This window comes from Flavobacterium sp. GQ95, from assembly GCF_059758655.1.
The window spans coordinates 1-17,956 of record NZ_JCAXEB010000001.1; the positions used below are offsets into that span (position 1 = coordinate 1).

13 protein-coding genes are annotated in these 17,956 nt (G+C 34.8%); 10 read left to right on the forward strand and 3 right to left on the reverse strand.

Translation table 11 applies throughout. The annotated features are described in order from the left end of the window. Nucleotides 1-191: 191 nt before the first annotated feature. Complete coding sequence (locus tag AC6CH4_RS00005; RefSeq protein ID WP_498099055.1) at nt 192-1,193, reverse strand: LLM class flavin-dependent oxidoreductase; 1,002 nt, start codon at nt 1,191-1,193, stop codon at nt 192-194. Nucleotides 1,194-1,289: 96 nt separating this feature from the next. Beyond that, nucleotides 1,290-2,525 carry a polysaccharide deacetylase family protein gene (locus AC6CH4_RS00010; protein WP_498099057.1) on the reverse strand — a complete coding sequence of 412 codons (1,236 nt, stop codon included), beginning with the start codon at nt 2,523-2,525 and terminating at the stop codon, nt 1,290-1,292. A gap of 220 nt (nt 2,526-2,745) precedes the next feature. On the opposite strand from AC6CH4_RS00010, the gene AC6CH4_RS00015 reads away from it, so the two are divergent. Next, nucleotides 2,746-3,531: an alpha/beta hydrolase gene (locus AC6CH4_RS00015; RefSeq protein ID WP_498099059.1), complete on the forward strand. Its 786-nt coding sequence runs from the start codon at nt 2,746-2,748 to the stop codon at nt 3,529-3,531. Here AC6CH4_RS00015 and AC6CH4_RS00020 read toward each other — a convergent pair. Continuing rightward, nucleotides 3,528-5,501 carry a sigma 54-interacting transcriptional regulator gene (locus AC6CH4_RS00020; protein WP_498099061.1) on the reverse strand — a complete coding sequence of 658 codons (1,974 nt, stop codon included), beginning with the start codon at nt 5,499-5,501 and terminating at the stop codon, nt 3,528-3,530. The two genes, AC6CH4_RS00015 and AC6CH4_RS00020, sit on opposite strands and share 4 nt — an antisense overlap. A gap of 208 nt (nt 5,502-5,709) precedes the next feature. Between AC6CH4_RS00020 and AC6CH4_RS00025 the strand changes: the two genes are divergently transcribed. From AC6CH4_RS00025 to AC6CH4_RS00065, 9 genes are all read left to right on the forward strand, one after another. Then, nucleotides 5,710-8,148 carry a histidine kinase dimerization/phosphoacceptor domain -containing protein gene (locus tag AC6CH4_RS00025; RefSeq protein WP_498099063.1) on the forward strand — a complete coding sequence of 813 codons (2,439 nt, stop codon included), beginning with the start codon at nt 5,710-5,712 and terminating at the stop codon, nt 8,146-8,148. Nucleotides 8,149-8,199: 51 nt separating this feature from the next. Then, on the forward strand, nt 8,200-9,543 hold the full coding sequence (locus AC6CH4_RS00030) for a sigma-54-dependent transcriptional regulator (protein ID WP_498099065.1): 1,344 nt from the start codon (nt 8,200-8,202) through the stop codon (nt 9,541-9,543). A gap of 369 nt (nt 9,544-9,912) precedes the next feature. Continuing rightward, a complete protein-coding gene (locus AC6CH4_RS00035) occupies nt 9,913-10,194 on the forward strand; it encodes a DUF7674 family protein (protein WP_026730398.1) in 282 nt (93 codons plus the stop codon). Nucleotides 10,195-10,373: 179 nt separating this feature from the next. Beyond that, a complete protein-coding gene (gene kdpF / locus AC6CH4_RS00040) occupies nt 10,374-10,451 on the forward strand; it encodes a K(+)-transporting ATPase subunit F (protein WP_072975519.1) in 78 nt (25 codons plus the stop codon). A 131-nt stretch (nt 10,452-10,582) separates the two neighbouring features. Then, on the forward strand, nt 10,583-12,304 hold the full coding sequence (kdpA, locus tag AC6CH4_RS00045; protein WP_498099067.1) for a potassium-transporting ATPase subunit KdpA: 1,722 nt from the start codon (nt 10,583-10,585) through the stop codon (nt 12,302-12,304). A 205-nt stretch (nt 12,305-12,509) separates the two neighbouring features. After that, nucleotides 12,510-14,543, forward strand: coding sequence for a potassium-transporting ATPase subunit KdpB (kdpB, locus tag AC6CH4_RS00050; protein WP_498099069.1), 2,034 nt, complete (start codon nt 12,510-12,512; stop codon nt 14,541-14,543). A 173-nt stretch (nt 14,544-14,716) separates the two neighbouring features. Then, the gene (locus AC6CH4_RS00055; protein WP_498099071.1) at nt 14,717-15,271 is read left to right on the forward strand and encodes a K(+)-transporting ATPase subunit C; all 555 of its coding nucleotides are present in this window, start codon (nt 14,717-14,719) and stop codon (nt 15,269-15,271) included. Between the two features lie 388 nt (nt 15,272-15,659). Next, a complete protein-coding gene (locus AC6CH4_RS00060; RefSeq protein WP_498099073.1) occupies nt 15,660-16,736 on the forward strand; it encodes a porin in 1,077 nt (358 codons plus the stop codon). Nucleotides 16,737-16,820: 84 nt separating this feature from the next. Then, a complete protein-coding gene (locus tag AC6CH4_RS00065) occupies nt 16,821-17,945 on the forward strand; it encodes a sensor protein KdpD (RefSeq protein ID WP_498099075.1) in 1,125 nt (374 codons plus the stop codon). Nucleotides 17,946-17,956 lie beyond the last annotated feature (11 nt).

A 17,956-nucleotide genomic window follows, 5' to 3' on the forward strand; every position in this document is an offset into this window, starting at 1 on the left:
CCAAATTCTAAATTTAAAAATGCTTCGGCTTCGATGACTGGATATTTCTATTTAGACATAGTACAATTTCTCTCCTTATATATATGTATAAAAAACAACCCGACAATTTTATAAACTGTCGGGTTATATAGAGTGAATTTACTCTTAATATATAGTATACAAAAATTGACCTTATATATATGTATAGATAATTAGTTTAAAGCGTCGATTACTTCTTTGGTAATTTGGATGCTTTTTAGTTTTGCCTGATGATCGTAGATTGGACTAGTAACCATCAGTTCGTCTATTCTGGCGTACTCTATAAACTTTTTAAGATCAATTTCTAATTGCTCTTTGTTTCCTGTAAAAGTGCAAGCTGTCATTTGATTGACATGGAAACGTTCTTCTTCGCCCATGATTTCATCTAAAGAAGGAACAGGAGGCTGTAACCCTTTGCGATCGTTGCGTATTAAGTTTAAAAACATTTGATATAAACTGGTGGAAAGGAATTCGGCTTCTTCATTTGTATCTGCAGCGACGATATTCACACAAGCCATTGTTTTTGGTTTATCCAAAACAGCTGAAGCCTGGAAATTTTCGCGATAGAATTCAAATGCCTGTATCATTTGGCGTGGTGCAAAATGTCCGGCAAAGGCGTAGGGCAAACCATATGCAGCTGCCAGTGCGGCGCTTTCCATACTTGAACCAAGAATCCAGATAGGAATATTTGTTCCTTCGGCAGGAAAGGCACGAACTTTTGCAGTTGCATTTTCTGCAGAAAAATAATCCTGAAGTTTAGTTACGTTTTGCGGAAATCGTTGTGCCTGCTCAAAAAAGTCTTTTCGAATGGCTTCGGCCGTTGGCTGATCTGTTCCCGGTGCTCTTCCTAAACCTAAATCGATTCGATTTGGATAAAGCGTTTCTAATGTACCGAATTGCTCGGCTACTATTAAAGGAGAATGATTCGGCAGCATGATTCCGCCAGAACCTACCCGAATGTTTTGAGTCTGACTAGCGATGTAACCAATTAAAACAACTGTTGCTGTACTTGCAACATGCGCCATATTATGATGTTCGGCCAGCCAAAAACGTTTATAATCTAATTGGTCAGCGAGTTGCGCTATTTCTTTTGTTTTTTGAAATGTTTCTGTGGGATTGCTACCTTGTGTTATGATAGCGAGTTCTAGTATAGAGACTGAAATTGGATTTTTCATGTAAATAAATGCTTTTTACAAAATTACTCCATTTATACAATGTGTTATATTTTCTAATGTTAATAGAATTATAATATTTGTCACTACAAATGTTCTCTATTCCAATCGAATATTAATCAATTTATGAGTTGATTTTCCGTCGCTAGAAATCGAAACATTATTAGAATTTGATTCAATTTCAAACTTAGAAGAAGTTTCAACCGCTAATGAAATATCTCTGTAACGAAAAGTTTCCGGAATTTCAGGAAGTTCAATTGTTACTATACCCTCTTTATTATTTTGGTCGAAATGAATTTTAATTCGATCACGAAGCCATATATATTCGTAAACTTCCTGCCAGGGTGCCATCCAAGTGGAATCATTTCCTTTTGATCCATATTTATCCGCAATAGCTGTCATATAATATTTAAAGTCCGGGAAACGCATACTTAAGTTCCACAGATTTGAATTTCCAACTCCATGTGTAAATTCATTGTACCAGATTGGACCCGATAATTTTGCAACCGAATCAAAAGTTGCCAGAAAATGATCCATGGTTTTAAACCCGATTGTATCTTTTGAGCTCTGAACAAAGGTTCTAGCGTAAATCATTTTATCTAAATTTACTTTATCATTAACTTTAATAACTGGTCCGTCACCAGCATAAGATGCTACAGAAAATGAGCGATTTGTTAAGGCATCTTTTTCATATTCTAAATGATAACCCGGATCGCTTTCTCCGCCAGGCACGACAAAATGCGACATTGTAAAGCCTAAGTTTTGTTGTATCGACGTTGTGTTTTCTGTTACTTCTGTCAGGAAATTAGTTCCGTGTTTGGTAGCGTGATGAAAACCGTGATTCAAAATATCCCAACCTGCATTATACATTTCTTTTACTTCTGGCCAGGAAAGATGTCCACGATTTTCTGGCTGCTCCCCGATTGCTCCACCATTTATTGCCAAGCCTAATTTGAATGGAATTTTATTCCCCAATCCATCTGAATAAAAAAGCCCTTTTGAGGTTGTTCCATCTCCTCCCTGATCCTTTTTCCATTCGTTGATCATTGGAGGACTAATTTTCCCTCCATTAAATAAAGGGAAAGCGGTTAAATAAGCGGAACGATAACCATCGTCAACAGTGAAGCTATAGGCTAAATGTTTGTTGAATTTTAAAGCTGCCGGAGTAATTTTAATTTTCTCTGCTGACTTTAATTTTATTTTAAATGAAATAGTTTTAGACTTTACAGAATCAATTTTAAAATTTGAATCCTTCGCAAAACAAAAAAGTGAGGTCGCAATCGTAAATAGTATTGTGAACAAAAATGCTTTTATTCCTAATTGTGGTATTTTCATTTGAAAGGTCTGATTTAGAGTTTTAAAGATACATCTCTTTAGAAAAAACTGTCTTAAAAAATGATATTTCAATAGTCTAAAATACTTTTTAACGAAATATAATAATTATCGAATCATCAAACCTCAACAAAATATTCAATATCAGAACTTTACAAACAGGCATGCCCTTTGTGTTTTAAAATATTCTCGTTTAGTATTCAAAAATCTCAAACTGTATTTTATGTACCTATCTAATACAAAAACCATTGTGTTTATAACGGGAGCATTTGTGAGCCATTCCTGTTGGGAAGAATGGGTTGTTTTTTTTGAAGATAAAGGATATAAAACGGTTGCTCCGCCGTGGCCTTATAAAAATGAATCAGTTGAAGTATTACGAAATCAACATCCCGATTCTAAAATAGCCGGACTTCGTTTATCCAGTTTAATTGAGTATTACACCGAAATTATCGAAAAACTATCTGAAAAACCTATACTATTTGGACATTCATATGGAGGTTTGCTGACCCAATTATTGGTTCAAAAAGAATTAGCTTTCGCCGGAGTTTGTATCCATTCTTTTCCGCCGAAAGGTATACTTACAGGTAAATTTTCTTTTTATAAAGAAATTTGGAAACCTATGGGCTTTTTTACTTCTGCCAAAAAAACATATTTACTGTCTTTTACAGAATGGCAAGACATCTTTACAAACGGAATGTCATTTGCCGAACAGAAAGATTCTTATGAAAGATTATTGATTCCGGAATCGAAATCAGCTTTGCGAGATGTTCTAACCAAAACAGCAAAAATAAATTTCAGAAAAAAACATGAACCTTTATTGTTTATATCTGGTTCTACTGACACTATTATAATATCGTCTATCAATTATTCCAACTTTAAAAAGTATACCAACATACATTCCATAACCTGTTATAAAGAATTTCCGGGTCGAAATCATTTTGTGTTAGGACAACATAATTGGCCGGAAGTAACCGTATTTATCGCAAATTGGTTAGAGAAAATTGGTTAATTTAATTCTCTTTTGATTTCCAGTTTTTTAATTTTTGAATTTAAAGTCGAAGGATGAATATCTAAAATCTCAGCAGCACCTCCTGCTCCGGATATTTTTCCGTTACATTTTTTGAGAATATACAATATATAGTCTCTTTCGTTCTCCAGAATTGTTTTTATTGAAAATGATTCACTTGTCTGTTCTGCATGCATTTTTGAAGATGTAGAAAGTTCAATTTCTTTAATCGTATTTCCGTCAGTTAACAAAATTGCACGCTGTATTACGTGTTCAAGTTCTCTTATATTTCCCGGCCAACTGTAATTTGTAATCTGCTGTAAAGCAAAATCAGAAAGATTTGGTGCTTTTCGTCCCATTTTCTCACTGTAAATTTTTATAAAATGGTGCGCTAAGTCCGGAATATCTTCTTTTCGTTTTTTTAATGATGGAACCAAAATTGGAAAAACATGCAAACGATAATACAAATCCATTCTGAATCTTCCCGCTGCAACTTCTTCTTCTAAATTTTTATTGGTTGCTGCAATAATTCTTACGTCAATTTTTATGGAAGTTCTTCCGCCAATTCGTTCAATTTCTCTTTCTTGCAGTACACGTAATAATTTCACCTGAAGTTCTAAAGGCATTTCTCCTATTTCATCTAAAAAAATAGTTCCGCCGTCGGCCAATTCAAATTTTCCTATTCGTTTATCCAATGCTCCGGTAAAAGCACCTTTTTCATGACCAAAAAGTAATGATTCAGCCAGATTTTCAGGAATCGCTCCACAATTAATAATAATCAGAGGTTTGTCTTTTCTTGGTGATAAGGCATGAATGCTTTGAGCTATTTTTTCTTTTCCAGTTCCGCTTTCACCTAAAACTAAAACAGAAGTATCAGATGGAGCCACTTTTCTGATATAATCAAATACCGTAATCATTTGCGGGCTATTGCCAATAATTCCCTCAAATCCAACTGATTCATTTAATGGTTTCACCTCTTTAATGATAGTTTCTTTTTGATCTGAATCAGCATTTGTTTTTGGATACATTTTATTGACAAATTGCGCAAATGTATTTTCTAGGTTCGCCAAAAGTTTTAAGGTTTCTGCCGAATAAATATTAAAATTTCTACTATAAAAGTTGAAATAAAATCTTTGTATTGTTGCAATCGAAACAGGAAAAACCAAATACGATTTAATTCCGAAATTATGGGAAATCAAACTTTTTATAGGAGCTACCTGAAAATTATTAATCAATGCTTCTTCACTATATATAATAGGTTCTAAATCTATTTTAGATTTTTTATATGTCTCATCTAATTCCTTATTGGTGATGTCTGCAATTTTCGAAAATTTTTCAGGGCTGATCAACTGATAGTCATCAATATTTCTGCGCATGATTCCGAGATTGGCATAATGGGTTGTATTGGCAAAACCTACTTCTAAATAATCAAACGAAATATAATTTTGTATCATTCTTCCAAACGCCACTAGTGCATTTTCCCATTTGAGATTTGAGTTTAAAATATCATTTATATCATTTTGCAATTGCATTTGCTGCATCAACTGCGACTCTAAACTGTATTCCTGACGGTAAAAAGCGATTTCAAGAGTAGTTAAAACATCTTGTTCTCTAAAAGGTTTCACTATAAATCCATAGGGTTGTGTAATTTTCGCCTGGTCTAAAATTGTTTTACTCGAATTAGCTGATATAAATATAAAGCCGATATAATTTTCTTTGAGAATTTGAGCTAAATCTATTCCGTTTCTATCTCCTTTTAACATGATATCAAGAAAAACCAAATCTGGTTTTTCAATCTCAATTTGTTCCAAAGCCTGATCAACCGAACGTGCAATTCCAACCACTTCATAATTTGCCTTTTCAAGAATTAATTGTAAATCATGAGCTTCAATAAATTGATCCTCAACAATTAAAATTCTTTTTTTTGTAACAGATTTAAGGGGAATATTTGCATCGCTGGACACGGTTTTCATAATTGTGGTATTTTTAGTATTATATTACAGCTAATCTATTGGTATAAAATTAGTTAATTATAAGAAGTAAAACGGCAATTTCATCAAATATAAATCATAAAAAACATGTTTTATGTGAATTTTCCTGATATTAATTTTAAAATAGCACAAACGTTTATTTCTATATTTGTTAAAGGAATATCTACAATAATCTAATTCATACCAAATTATGAAACAAACCATTATTTTCTATTTGATTTTGTTAATTCCTTACATTGCCTTATCACAGCTTTCACCTTCAGTGGCCAAATATGATCTTCCGAAAAAAAGATTATTATTAAACGCCTGTTCTGTGTATTTATTTAATGCAAATCAAGGTGCTATAGATGTTGACAGTTCTGTTGTTTTGGCCTCAAAAGCTTATAAATTACCAGCTTCATTAACTTATGATCAAGGTTATAATGATGGCAATCTAATAGGAAACGATTTGATTGAAAAGGGAAATATTAATGCTGTAATAAAAATTCTTGACAGATCTAAAGGTGAAAACCAAATTAAGTTATTACTGCAATTAGGAAGTTTTTATCTTTTTAAACCAGGAACAAAACCCGAAGATATTAAACAAGCAAAAGTGTATATTGATAAAGCTGTTTTAGAAAGTAATCAGCTTAAAGTAAAAAAATGGCAGCATCAAAGTTTATTATTACTGGGAAAATATTATTATCAGGCTAATAACCAAATTGAAGGTAAAAAATATTTCTCGCAGGTGATAAATGAATGTCGAAAACAAAACGATAAAGCTGGTCTTGCTGAAGCTTTAGACACGCAGGCAACTCTTTTATCCAACCTTGATCCCGAAAAAGAAAAGTTGCTTGAAGAAGTCATTTCACTTTATGCTACTCTGGGTTTAGAAGAAAAAAGAATCGAAAATTACACTAAGATAACTACCATTTATTTTTGGGGAGGAAAAATAAATGAAGCCAAAAAGAGACTTTATCAAAATTTGGTCGATTTGCGAAAAATTGGTTTTACACATCAGCAATTTGCAGAAACGACAATTGCTTATGTTGAAATAAGCCAGAACAATATAAAAAATGCCTTATACTATGCTCTAAAAAGTGTAAAACGAATGGAAGCTGAAAAAGATTTTACTCTCGGAGACATTTTTTATATGCGTCTGGGTGATGTCTATAACCAGTACGGCCATTATGAGGAAGCTCTGGAAATGTTTAAAAAAAGTATTGAAATCGGACAACAAACAATAGACAGCGGTACCTGGTACAAAAGTTTTTATGGGGCTGTTGCCGCTTTATCTCTAAAAGGAAAAAATAAAGAAGCCCTTAACTATATTAATTCAATAACGGCAGAATATCCTCCAATAAATGCTTTTGATAAAATGAGTGTTGCCTATGTTAAGGCGAATTGTTATGTAGCACTTAAGGATAATGTCCTGGCAGAAAAGTATTTTAAAGAAGTAGACTATTATGCGCAACAATTAAGTGCTCCCGAAACATTTAGAGAAGTTGTGCATCAATATACTGAGATGGCTTTATTTTATCTGAATACCAACAGACTTCAAAAAGCTAAATTTTACACCGCTAAAGTTTTTGCTCTTTGCAAAGCTCATAAAAGAACCTATAACTCACAAATTCTTCAGATTTTATTATATAAAACAGATTCTATTGATGGGAATTATAAAGAGTCCTTAAAGCATTTTCAAGATTATAAAAAATTAAGTGATTCTATTTACGGAACCGCTAAAAACAAACAAATTGAAGAGTTGAAAATTCAATACGAAACTAAAAATAAAGAACAAAAAATTGCGCTTTTAAATGATCAGTCGAAACTGCAGGAAAATCAGCTTCAAAAATCGAAACTCTTGAATACCCTATCTATTTGGAGTTTGCTTTTATTGTTGATTACTATTGGTTTGCTTTACAATAGATACCGATTAAAACAAAGAAATAACGTTAAATTGGAACTCAAAGAAAGAGAAATCAATCAGAAAAACATCAATTTACGACATTTATTAGATGAGAAAGAATGGCTTTTAAAGGAAATTCACCATCGTGTAAAAAACAATCTTCAGACCGTTATTAGCCTTCTGAATTCGCAATCGGCTTATCTGGATAATGATATGGCTTTATCAGCTATAAAAAACAGTCAGCACCGAATTCATTCGATGTCATTGATTCATCAAAAATTATACAATTCTGAGAATATTTCGACGATTAATATGCCGAATTACATCAAAGAATTGGTCGAATATTTAAAAGATTCTTTTTCGCTTGGACAGAGAATTCGTTTTGAAATAAAAGTTGCTCCCTTAGAATTAGATGTGGCGCAAGCTATACCACTCGGACTTATTTTAAATGAAGCCATCACCAATTCGATAAAATATGCTTTTCCGGATGATCAAACTGGGATGATTTATATCACACTTGAGGCAACTACAGAAAATCGATATTTATTGACCATTTCAGATAACGGAATTGGCGCTGAAACTGATTTTACAGATACAAAAGCAAACTCATTCGGGATGAGTTTAATAAAGGGATTAAGTGATGATTTGGAAGCAAAATTTACGATGGAAAATAATAACGGGACGATTTTAAAAATTGAATTTTCACAAGAATTTCCGATAAATCAAAAAAGACAAATGAATTAAAACCTAAATTTGTATCACAAAAATAAATTTCGATTCTAGCCTTTCCTTCAAATGACACACAAAATTTTAATTATAGACGACGAAGAAAAACTGAGAAGTCTGCTGGCGCGCATTATAAAATCCGAAGGATTTGAAGTTTTTGAAGCTAAAGATTTAAAATCAGGTTTTAAGAAATTAGAGCAAACAGAAATTGATGTCGTTTTGTGTGATGTAAAATTACCTGACGGAAACGGTGTTGATTTTCTTCAAAATATAAAAGGAAGTTTTCCTTTAGTAGAAGTTGTTTTGCTGACGGCTTTTGGAAATATTCCAGACGGCGTTCAGGCAATGAAAAATGGTGCGTTTGATTATATTGTAAAGGGCGATGATAATGATAAAATTATTCCGCTTTTATACAAAGCTGTCGAAAAAGTACAGCTGCAAAAAAAGGTACAACAGCTTGAAAAACGAATTGGCGATAAATACTCCTTCAATACCATTATTGGGAAATCAAAAGGAATTGAACAAGTTATTGATTTGGCACAAAAAGTTGCCAAAACTGATTCGACTGTTTTATTGACTGGCGAAACCGGAACTGGAAAAGAGGTTTTTGCTCAAGCCATTCATGAGAACAGTAATCGTGTTGGGAAATCTTTTGTCGCTTTAAACTGCAGTACTTTTAGCAAGGAAATTTTAGAAAGCGAACTTTTCGGTCACAAACAAGGCGCTTTTACCGGGGCTTTAAAAGATAAAAAAGGTTTTATTGAAGAAGCAAACGGCGGCACTTTATTCTTAGATGAAATTGGAGAAATGCCCATAGAACTTCAAGCCAAATTATTACGTGTTTTAGAAACCAACGAATATATTCCGGTTGGCGATACCACGCCAAAAAAATCAAATTTCAGATTAATTGCTGCAACAAACAGGGATTTAAAAACAGAAAGTGATGAACACCGTTTTCGATCTGATTTGTATTTTCGATTGAATATTTTCGAAATTAAATTGCCTTCTTTACGAGAAAGAATCAAAGACATTTCAGTGTTAGCACATTATTTCGTGAAGCAGTTTTCTGAAAAAACGAATAAAAAAACTTTAAATATTGCAGATGATTTTCTCCAGAAATTAGAAAATTATTCCTGGCCTGGAAATATTCGGGAACTTAAAAACATCATCGAAAGATCTGTTATTTTGAGTAACGGCGATACTTTGACTTCGGATGTTTTGCCTTACGAAATGCAGCATCAACCTGAAAAAGCAACAAAATCGATGTCGGCTTTTTCGATGCAGAGTATTGAAAAACTTCATATTCAGAAAGTTTTAAATTATACCAAAGGCAATAAAGCCGAAACAGCGCGATTGCTCGAAATTGGCATAGCTACTTTGTACCGAAAATTGGAAGAGTACGGAATTCAATAACAATAACGATATCAAATTCAATAACCAATTTTAAAGCTCCAGCGGAGCAGTATGTTTATAGAATTTTGCAATCGTTTTTTGAAGAAGCTCCATCGGAGCGACATATCTGTTGCAAATATATCACCCCGATGGGGTATCTATTAATCTCTATTTTTTCTATAAATATGACGTCCCGCTGGGACTGAAATTCTTGGAATTGAATATTCAATTCTTATCAAAACGAGAAAAGCTTATCATTATGATAGGCTTTTTTTATGCCTGAATTTTGGCACAAAACTACATTCCTTTTATTCACAGCACTTTAGCTACACCTCAACTTTTTCGGAACATATTTTGGCATAAGGAGGAAGAACATAAAAATTCATTCTCATGAAAAATCAAGTAACCTCAATCTACAAACAAGCTGAACGCTTTGCCGAGATAACCAAAAAATCAATTATTTCCGGAAATATCGTTCGTGCCAAAAAATGTCTGGCACTTGCTGAACGTCTCTTTATTACAGGAAGTATCGAAACTAAAAATGCCATTTCTAATGTGTATGTTTTCTCTGTTTCTTCTTTTATGGAAGTACGTCACTGCAACATTTCACACTTATTTCCTCAAACACTAAAAGCGGAATATATCAAGCAGGTTAATGCTTCGGGCGTGTAAAAATGTTTAATCGGTTAACTGTTTAATTCGTTAATCCCGCAAAAATCTGAAATCTATCCCGAAGCCTCGGGAATAAAATCTAAAATAATATTATGATCACTTTTCTTTTACTCGCATTGGCAGTTTTGCTTTTTGCCATTTGTTTTAAATCAGTTGAATTTTTTGAAAAAATCTAAATCATGACTGCACTATTTATTATTTCCATCGCTGTTTTTGGCTATTTGGTTTATGTATTAATTAAACCTGAAAAGTTCTAAAAAAAATGAAAAAGTCACAGTCAGGAAAAAAGCTACTACTATATGTTTTTGTGGCTTGGACATTAGCTTTTATAATGCTTATCGCGTTTTTATAAAAGCCCAAATTTTATTTAATTTCTAACAAACAAAATATGAACACAGAGTTATTTGGTGTCATCAGTATTTTTATCATTTCAATAGTTTTAGCCATTCCGATTGGAAAATATATTGCTAAAGTTTATTTGGGAGATAAAACCCTTTTTGACCCGATTTTCAATCCAATTGAAAAATTTATTTTTAAAATCAGCGGAATCAATTCCACAGAAGAAATGAACTGGAAACAGCATTTAAAAGCACTTTTGAGTGTGAATATGATTTGGTTCTTTCTTTGCTTTTTTGTCTTGCTTTTTCAAGGATCATTATTCTTGAATCCCGACAACAATCCGTCAATGACACCCGATTTGGCATTTAATACTGCTATTTCATTTGTAGTAAACTGTAATCTACAGCATTATTCAGGCGAAACCGGACTTTCTTATTTATCTCAAATGGTTTTGATGTTCCTGCAATTTGTTTCTGCTGGTGTCGGAATGGCTGCTGCTGCAATGATTTTTACAGCAATGAAAGAAAGAACTACAGATAAACTGGGGAATTTCTATGATTATTTCATTAAAAGCTGTACTCGTATTTTGTTACCACTTTCAGCTATTGTAGCAGTTGCTCTATTATATAGCGGAACTCCAATGACGTTTGAAGGAAAAGATACCATTACGACTTTACAAGGTGATTCAGTACAAGTTTCGCGCGGTCCCGCCGCAGCTTTTATTGCTATCAAACATATCGGTACCAATGGTGGTGGATTTTTTGGAGCCAATTCGGCACATCCATTAGAAAACCCTACTTATTTTACCAATGCAGTTGAACTTTGGGCACAATTAATTATTCCGTTTGCTATGATTTTTGCTTTAGGCTTTTATCTAAAGAAAAGAAAACTGTCTTATGTGATTTTCGGAGTAATGACGATTGGTTTCTTACTTCTTGTTATTCCGACAGTAATCAGTGAACTTAATGGAAATCCTGCCATAGAAAAAATGGGAATTGCTCAGGCAACCGGAGCGATGGAAGGAAAAGAAGTTCGGTTTGGCCCAGCGATTTCAGGATTCTGGAGTATTGCTACAACTGTAATTTCTACAGGATCTGTAAACAGTATGCACGATAGTTCTATGCCGATTTCCGGAGCGATGCAATTGCTTGCTATGATGGTAAATGCCTTTTACGGAGGTTGTGGTGTTGGAATCCTGAACTTTTATATTTTCATTATTCTGGCTGTATTTATTTCCGGATTAATGGTGGGTCGAACTCCTGAATTTTTAGGAAAGAAAATCGAAGCCCGCGAAGTTAAAATTGCTGCTTTTATTGCGATTCTTCACCCTTTATTGATTTTAGCAGGAACAGCTATAGCTTCTTATTTTGCTGCACATGATACTGCTATGGGCTATTGGTTTAGCGGAAACGCAACAGGCTGGCTAAATAATCCTGGTAATCACGGATTCTCGGAAATGTTATACGAATATACTTCGAGTGCTGCTAACAACGGTTCTGGATTTGAAGGTTTGGGAGACAATAACCCGTTCTGGAATATCACTACAGGAATTGTGTTGCTGTTAAGCCGTTTCATTCCGATTATTGGGCCATTAGCAATTGCCGGATTATTGGCAAACAAAAAATACATTCCGGAAAGTGCAGGAACTTTAAAAACTGATACTACGATTTTCGGAATAATGGTTTTCGCCGTAATCGCAATTATTGCTGCTTTATCATTCTTTCCAGCTTTGGCACTTGGACCGTTAGCAGAGTATTTTACTCTAAAATAAAAATGCGGGATATTTTAAATACATAAAAATAAACGTAAAATATTTCAAACATAGCCCGTGGTTTCAACCGCAGGAAACGAATTTCGAGGAATAAAGATTGTGATATACGTTGCGTTCCAGTGGTTGAAACCATTGGCTATGTTTACAATTTACGAATTTATTCCGCATAACATTTTACAAATAACATTTAACTTTTTACAAGAAAATGACAACTAATAAATCCGCATCATTGTTTGAAAGCAAACAGGTAAAAGAAGCCTTAGTACAATCTTTTGTCAAGCTGAATCCAAAATTGATGATCAAAAATCCGGTAATGTTTACCGTAGAAATTGGAACTGCCATTATGTTTGCTGTTTGTGTTTCCATTTTAATGGGAGCTACAGATCAGGGTAGTTTTACTTATAATTTAATTGTGTTCTTCATTTTATTGGCAACACTTTTGTTTGCCAATTTTGCCGAAGCTATTGCCGAAGCCAGAGGAAAAGCACAAGCCGACAGTTTAAGAAAAACACGTGAAGAAACTCCGGCAAGACAGATTTTACCTAACGGAGAAATCAAAAACATCAGTTCGTCTGAATTAAAAAAAGGAGATGTTTTCGTTTGTGAATCAGGCGATTTAATTGCAACTGACGGAGAAATTATTGAAGGCTTGGCAACCATCGATGAAAGCGCGATTACCGGAGAAAGTGCTCCTGTAATTCGAGAAGCCGGAGGCGATAAATCATCTGTAACGGGAGGAACAAAAGTGTTATCTGATAAAATTAAAGTAATCGTAACTTCTGAACCTGGCGAAAGCTTTTTAGATAAAATGATTGCTTTGGTTGAAGGTGCAAGCCGTCAGAAAACGCCAAACGAAATTGCTTTAACTATTTTGTTAGCTGCTTTTACGCTAATCTTCGTGATTGTGTGCGTTACGCTTAAACCGTTTGCCGACTATGCAAACGCACCCATCACGATTGCCGCTTTTATTGCTTTGTTCGTTTGTTTGATTCCAACGACAATTGGAGGTTTACTTTCTGCGATTGGGATTGCCGGAATGGACAGAGCGTTGCGTGCCAACGTAATTACAAAATCTGGAAAAGCAGTAGAAACTGCAGGGGATATTGACGTATTGCTTCTAGATAAAACCGGAACAATCACTATCGGAAACAGAAAAGCGACCAGTTTTTATCCTACAAAAGGCGTTTTAGAAGAAGATTTTATTAAATCTGCTGTGTTAAGTTCACTGGCAGATGACACTCCGGAGGGAAAAAGTATCGTGGAACTGGCAGGAGCCGAAACTGCCAATAAATTATCAATTGAAGGTGCTACTTTAATCAAATTTACTGCAGAAACCAGAACTTCCGGAGTTGTTTTAAAAGATGGAACCAATATTCGAAAAGGTGCTCAGGATGCTGCAAAAAATATTGCTGTTCAGGCAGGAAATAATTTTCCGGAAGATACTGCTCAAAAAGTAATTGATATTTCTACCAACGGAGGAACGCCATTGGTGGTGATTAAAAACAATCAGGTTCAGGGTGTTATTGAATTACAGGATATTATTAAACCCGGAATGAAAGAACGTTTTAACCGATTGAGAAAAATGGGTGTAAAAACGGTAATGGTTACCGGAGATAATCCGCTTACAGCTAAGTTTATTGCAGAAGCTGCCGGAGTTGATGATTTTATTGCAGAAGCGAAACCAGAGGATAAAATGAATTACATCAAAAATGAACAAAATCTTGGTAAATTGGTTGCCATGATGGGAGACGGAACGAATGATGCTCCTGCCCTTGCGCAAGCCAATGTGGGTGTTGCTATGAACAGTGGTACTCAGGCAGCTAAAGAAGCCGGAAATATGGTAGATCTTGACAATGACCCGACGAAACTAATCGAGATTATCGAAATTGGAAAACAGCTTTTAATGACGCGTGGAACTTTAACTACTTTTTCTATTGCAAATGACGTTGCGAAATATTTTGCGATTGTTCCTGCTCTTTTTATTACCGCAATTCCAGCACTACAAGGTTTGAATATTATGCGTTTGCACAGTCCGGAAAGTGCGATTTTATCGGCTGTTATTTTTAATGCGATTATCATCCCGATATTGATTCCATTAGCATTGAGAGGTGTTGATTACAAGCCAATTGGTGCGAGTGCCATCTTAAAAAGGAATCTTTTAATCTACGGTTTAGGCGGATTGATTGTTCCTTTTATCGGAATTAAATTGATTGATTTACTGGTAGCTGTATTTATCTAAGGTTCTGAGATGCTAAGGTTCTAAGGTACTAAGAAAAAAACCTTAGAATCTTAGTCCCTCAGCCCCTTAGAACCTTAAAAAGAACTCAAATTAAAAACACGGACTTTGATTTAGGCTTTAAAGAAAAAAATCTTAGAACCTTAGCAACTTAGTCCCTTAGAATCTCAAAAAGAATGAAAAATATATTCTCACTATTAAAATTGACACTGCTTACTTTAGTCTTATTCGCAGTTATTTATCCTTTAGCGATTTATGGAATTGCACAAATTGCTCCGAATCAAGGAAAAGGAGAAACTGTTTCGGTTAACGGAAAAGTGGTTGGATACCAAAAAATCGGTCAGAAATTCGATAAGTCGAATTATTTCTGGGGAAGACCTTCGGCTGTTGATTACAATGCTGCAGGAAGTGCCGGAAGCAACAAAGGACCAAGCAATGCCGAATATTTGGCTTTGGTTCAAAAAAGAATTGATACGTTTTTAATCGTTCATCCTTATTTAAAAAAATCGGAGATTCCATCTGATATGGTTACGGCATCGGGAAGTGGACTGGACCCGAATATTTCTCCGGAAGGTGCTTTGATTCAGGTAAAACGTGTTGCGAAAGAAAGAAAACTGGATGAATCTAAAGTTAAAGCTTTGGTGGAATCTAAAATTAATACACCAACCGTTATGGGAACATCAATTGTGAATGTTTTGGAGTTGAATGTGGCGCTTGATGCGCTTCGCTAAAACAAGGTTCTGAGGTTCTGAGTCGCTAAGGTTCTAAGATTTTTTCTTAACGCCTTTTATGTCATTCCGAGGAACGAGGAATCCCCGCAAGTAGCTCGACAAAGATTGGCGAGTTTCTTTGAGGAGTTTCTTGCGGGGATTCCTCGTTCCTCGGAATGACAAACGGAAACGGAAAACTGAAACCTAAATAATACCTAACAGGTTTTGGAAACCTGTTAGGATAACAAAACCTTCTTTTACCTTGAGTGCCCTAGCCCTGATGGGAGGGAAAATCCTTTTGTGCCGGGGTTCGGCACAAAAGATTGGAAGGAACAGCAGGAAATAGCTCCTTAAAAACCTACTAATAAAAATTAAAACGCCTTTTTTACCCCAAATAATAAAAACAAAAATGAAAAAAATAATACTTACTGCTTTAATCGCATTCGGTTTTAGCAATTTACACGCACAGGAAGAATCGAAAAGTCCGTTGACATTTTCAGGTTATGTAGAAACATATTACAGTTATGATTTTGGGAAACCGGATAATCATACACGTCCGGGATTTTTTTACAATTATAATCGAAGCAACGAAGTGAACCTAAATTTGGGTTTGGCAAAAGTGAATTATACGAAAGATAATATTCGTGGAAATTTTGCTTTGATGGCTGGAACTTATGCACAATACAATATGTCGGCTGAACAGGATTTACTGAAAAATGTTTATGAAGCAAATGTTGGTGTGAAGATTTCGCAAAGCCATAATTTATGGATTGATGCAGGAATTATGCCCGCACATATTGGTTTTGAAAGTGCAATTGGAAAAGATTGCCAAACGTTGACCCGAAGTATTTTGGCTGAAAACTCTCCTTATTATGAAGCTGGAGTAAAAATTGGTTACACCTCTGAATCCGGAGAATGGTATTTGGCCGGAATGTATTTGAATGGCTGGCAACGTATCCAGAAAGTAGACGGAAATCATACGCCTGCTTTTGGAACACAAATTACGTATAAACCAACTGATAAAGTGGTTTTGAACTGGAGCACGTATGTTGGAAATGAACAACCGGACATCGACAAAAAATGGCGTTATTTCAACAACTTTTACGGACAATTTAAAGTAACAGACAAAACAAATATTACAGCTGGTTTTGACGTTGGTTCACAACAAGCTGCTAAAAACAGTGACAAATACGATACGTGGTTTTCGCCTGTTTTGATTCTGCAATATAAGCCGACAGATAAAATTCAGTTGGCGGCACGTGGTGAATATTACAGTGACGAAAAAGGTGTAATTATCGCAACTGAAACTCCAAATGGTTTTAAAACTTACGGATTTTCAGCTAACTTTGATTACTTAGTTACTGATAATGTGATGTTTACAATTGAAGCCAGAAATCTTTCGAGCAAGGATGAAATATTTACAAAAGATAATCTTCCAACGGATACGAATACGTTTGTAACGACTTCGCTTGCGATTTCATTTTAGCTTTAGGCTATAGGCTTTAAGCAGTAAGCTTTTTAAAAGTCATACTGCCTAAAGCCTAAAGCTTATTGCTTAAAGCATATTTTTATGGAACAAAAAAATAATAACGCACAGCACTTTCTCGATTTAATTCAGAAATCACGAAAAGGAAAGTTTAAAGTCTACATTGGGATGAGCGCCGGTGTGGGGAAAACTTTTCGTATGCTTCAGGAAGCGCATTCGTTGTTGAAGAATGGAATTGATGTAAAAATCGGTTACATTGAAACACATATGCGGAAGGAAACGCATGAGCTTTTAGCTGGTTTGCCTGTGATTCCGAGGCGAACCATTTTCTATAAAGGAAAACAGCTCGAAGAACTCGATGTACAGGCGATTATCAACCTTAGACCAGAAGTTGTGATTGTCGATGAACTGGCACACACAAACGTTGAAGGAAGCAAAAATGAGAAACGCTGGCAAGATGTTTTAGAGATTTTAGAAGCGGGAATTAATGTGATTTCGGCGGTTAATATTCAGCATATAGAGAGTTTGAATGAGGATGTAAAACGGATTACCAATATTGATGTTCAGGAACGAATTCCGGACAATGTTTTGCGTCTGGCTGATGAAGTTGTGAATATCGATTTAACATCGGAAGATTTGATTGCGCGTTTGAAAGAAGGAAAAATATACACGCCGGATAAAATTCAGACCGCTTTGACGAACTTTTTTAAATCGGAACAAATTTTACAATTGCGTGAATTAGCTCTAAAAGAAGTCGCAAGTCAGGTCGTTCGAAAAGTCGAAAATGAAGTACCTCAACTGCACGCTTTACGCCATGAAAAACTTTTGGCCTGCATTAGCAGTAACGATAAAACGGCAAAAATTGTGATTAGAAAAGCGGCGCGATTGGCGAGTTATTATAACGGGAGCTGGTATGTTTTATATGTGGAAACACCGAAAGAAAGCAGTACCAAAATTGCGTTAGACAAACAAAGACATTTAATTAATAACTTTAAACTGGCCGTACAACTCGGCGCTGAAGTAATTAAAATAGAACATAAAAATATTGCCGATGCCATTTTGATTGCGGTAGAAGAAAAACAAATTACAACTGTCTGTATCGGAAAACCACATTTGAATTTATTTAAAGTAATTTTGTCTACAACTATTTTCAGACGTTTATTAAATCGCCTGTCTTTATCGAATGTGGATCTTGTTATTCTGTCTTGAAATGTTTTTAA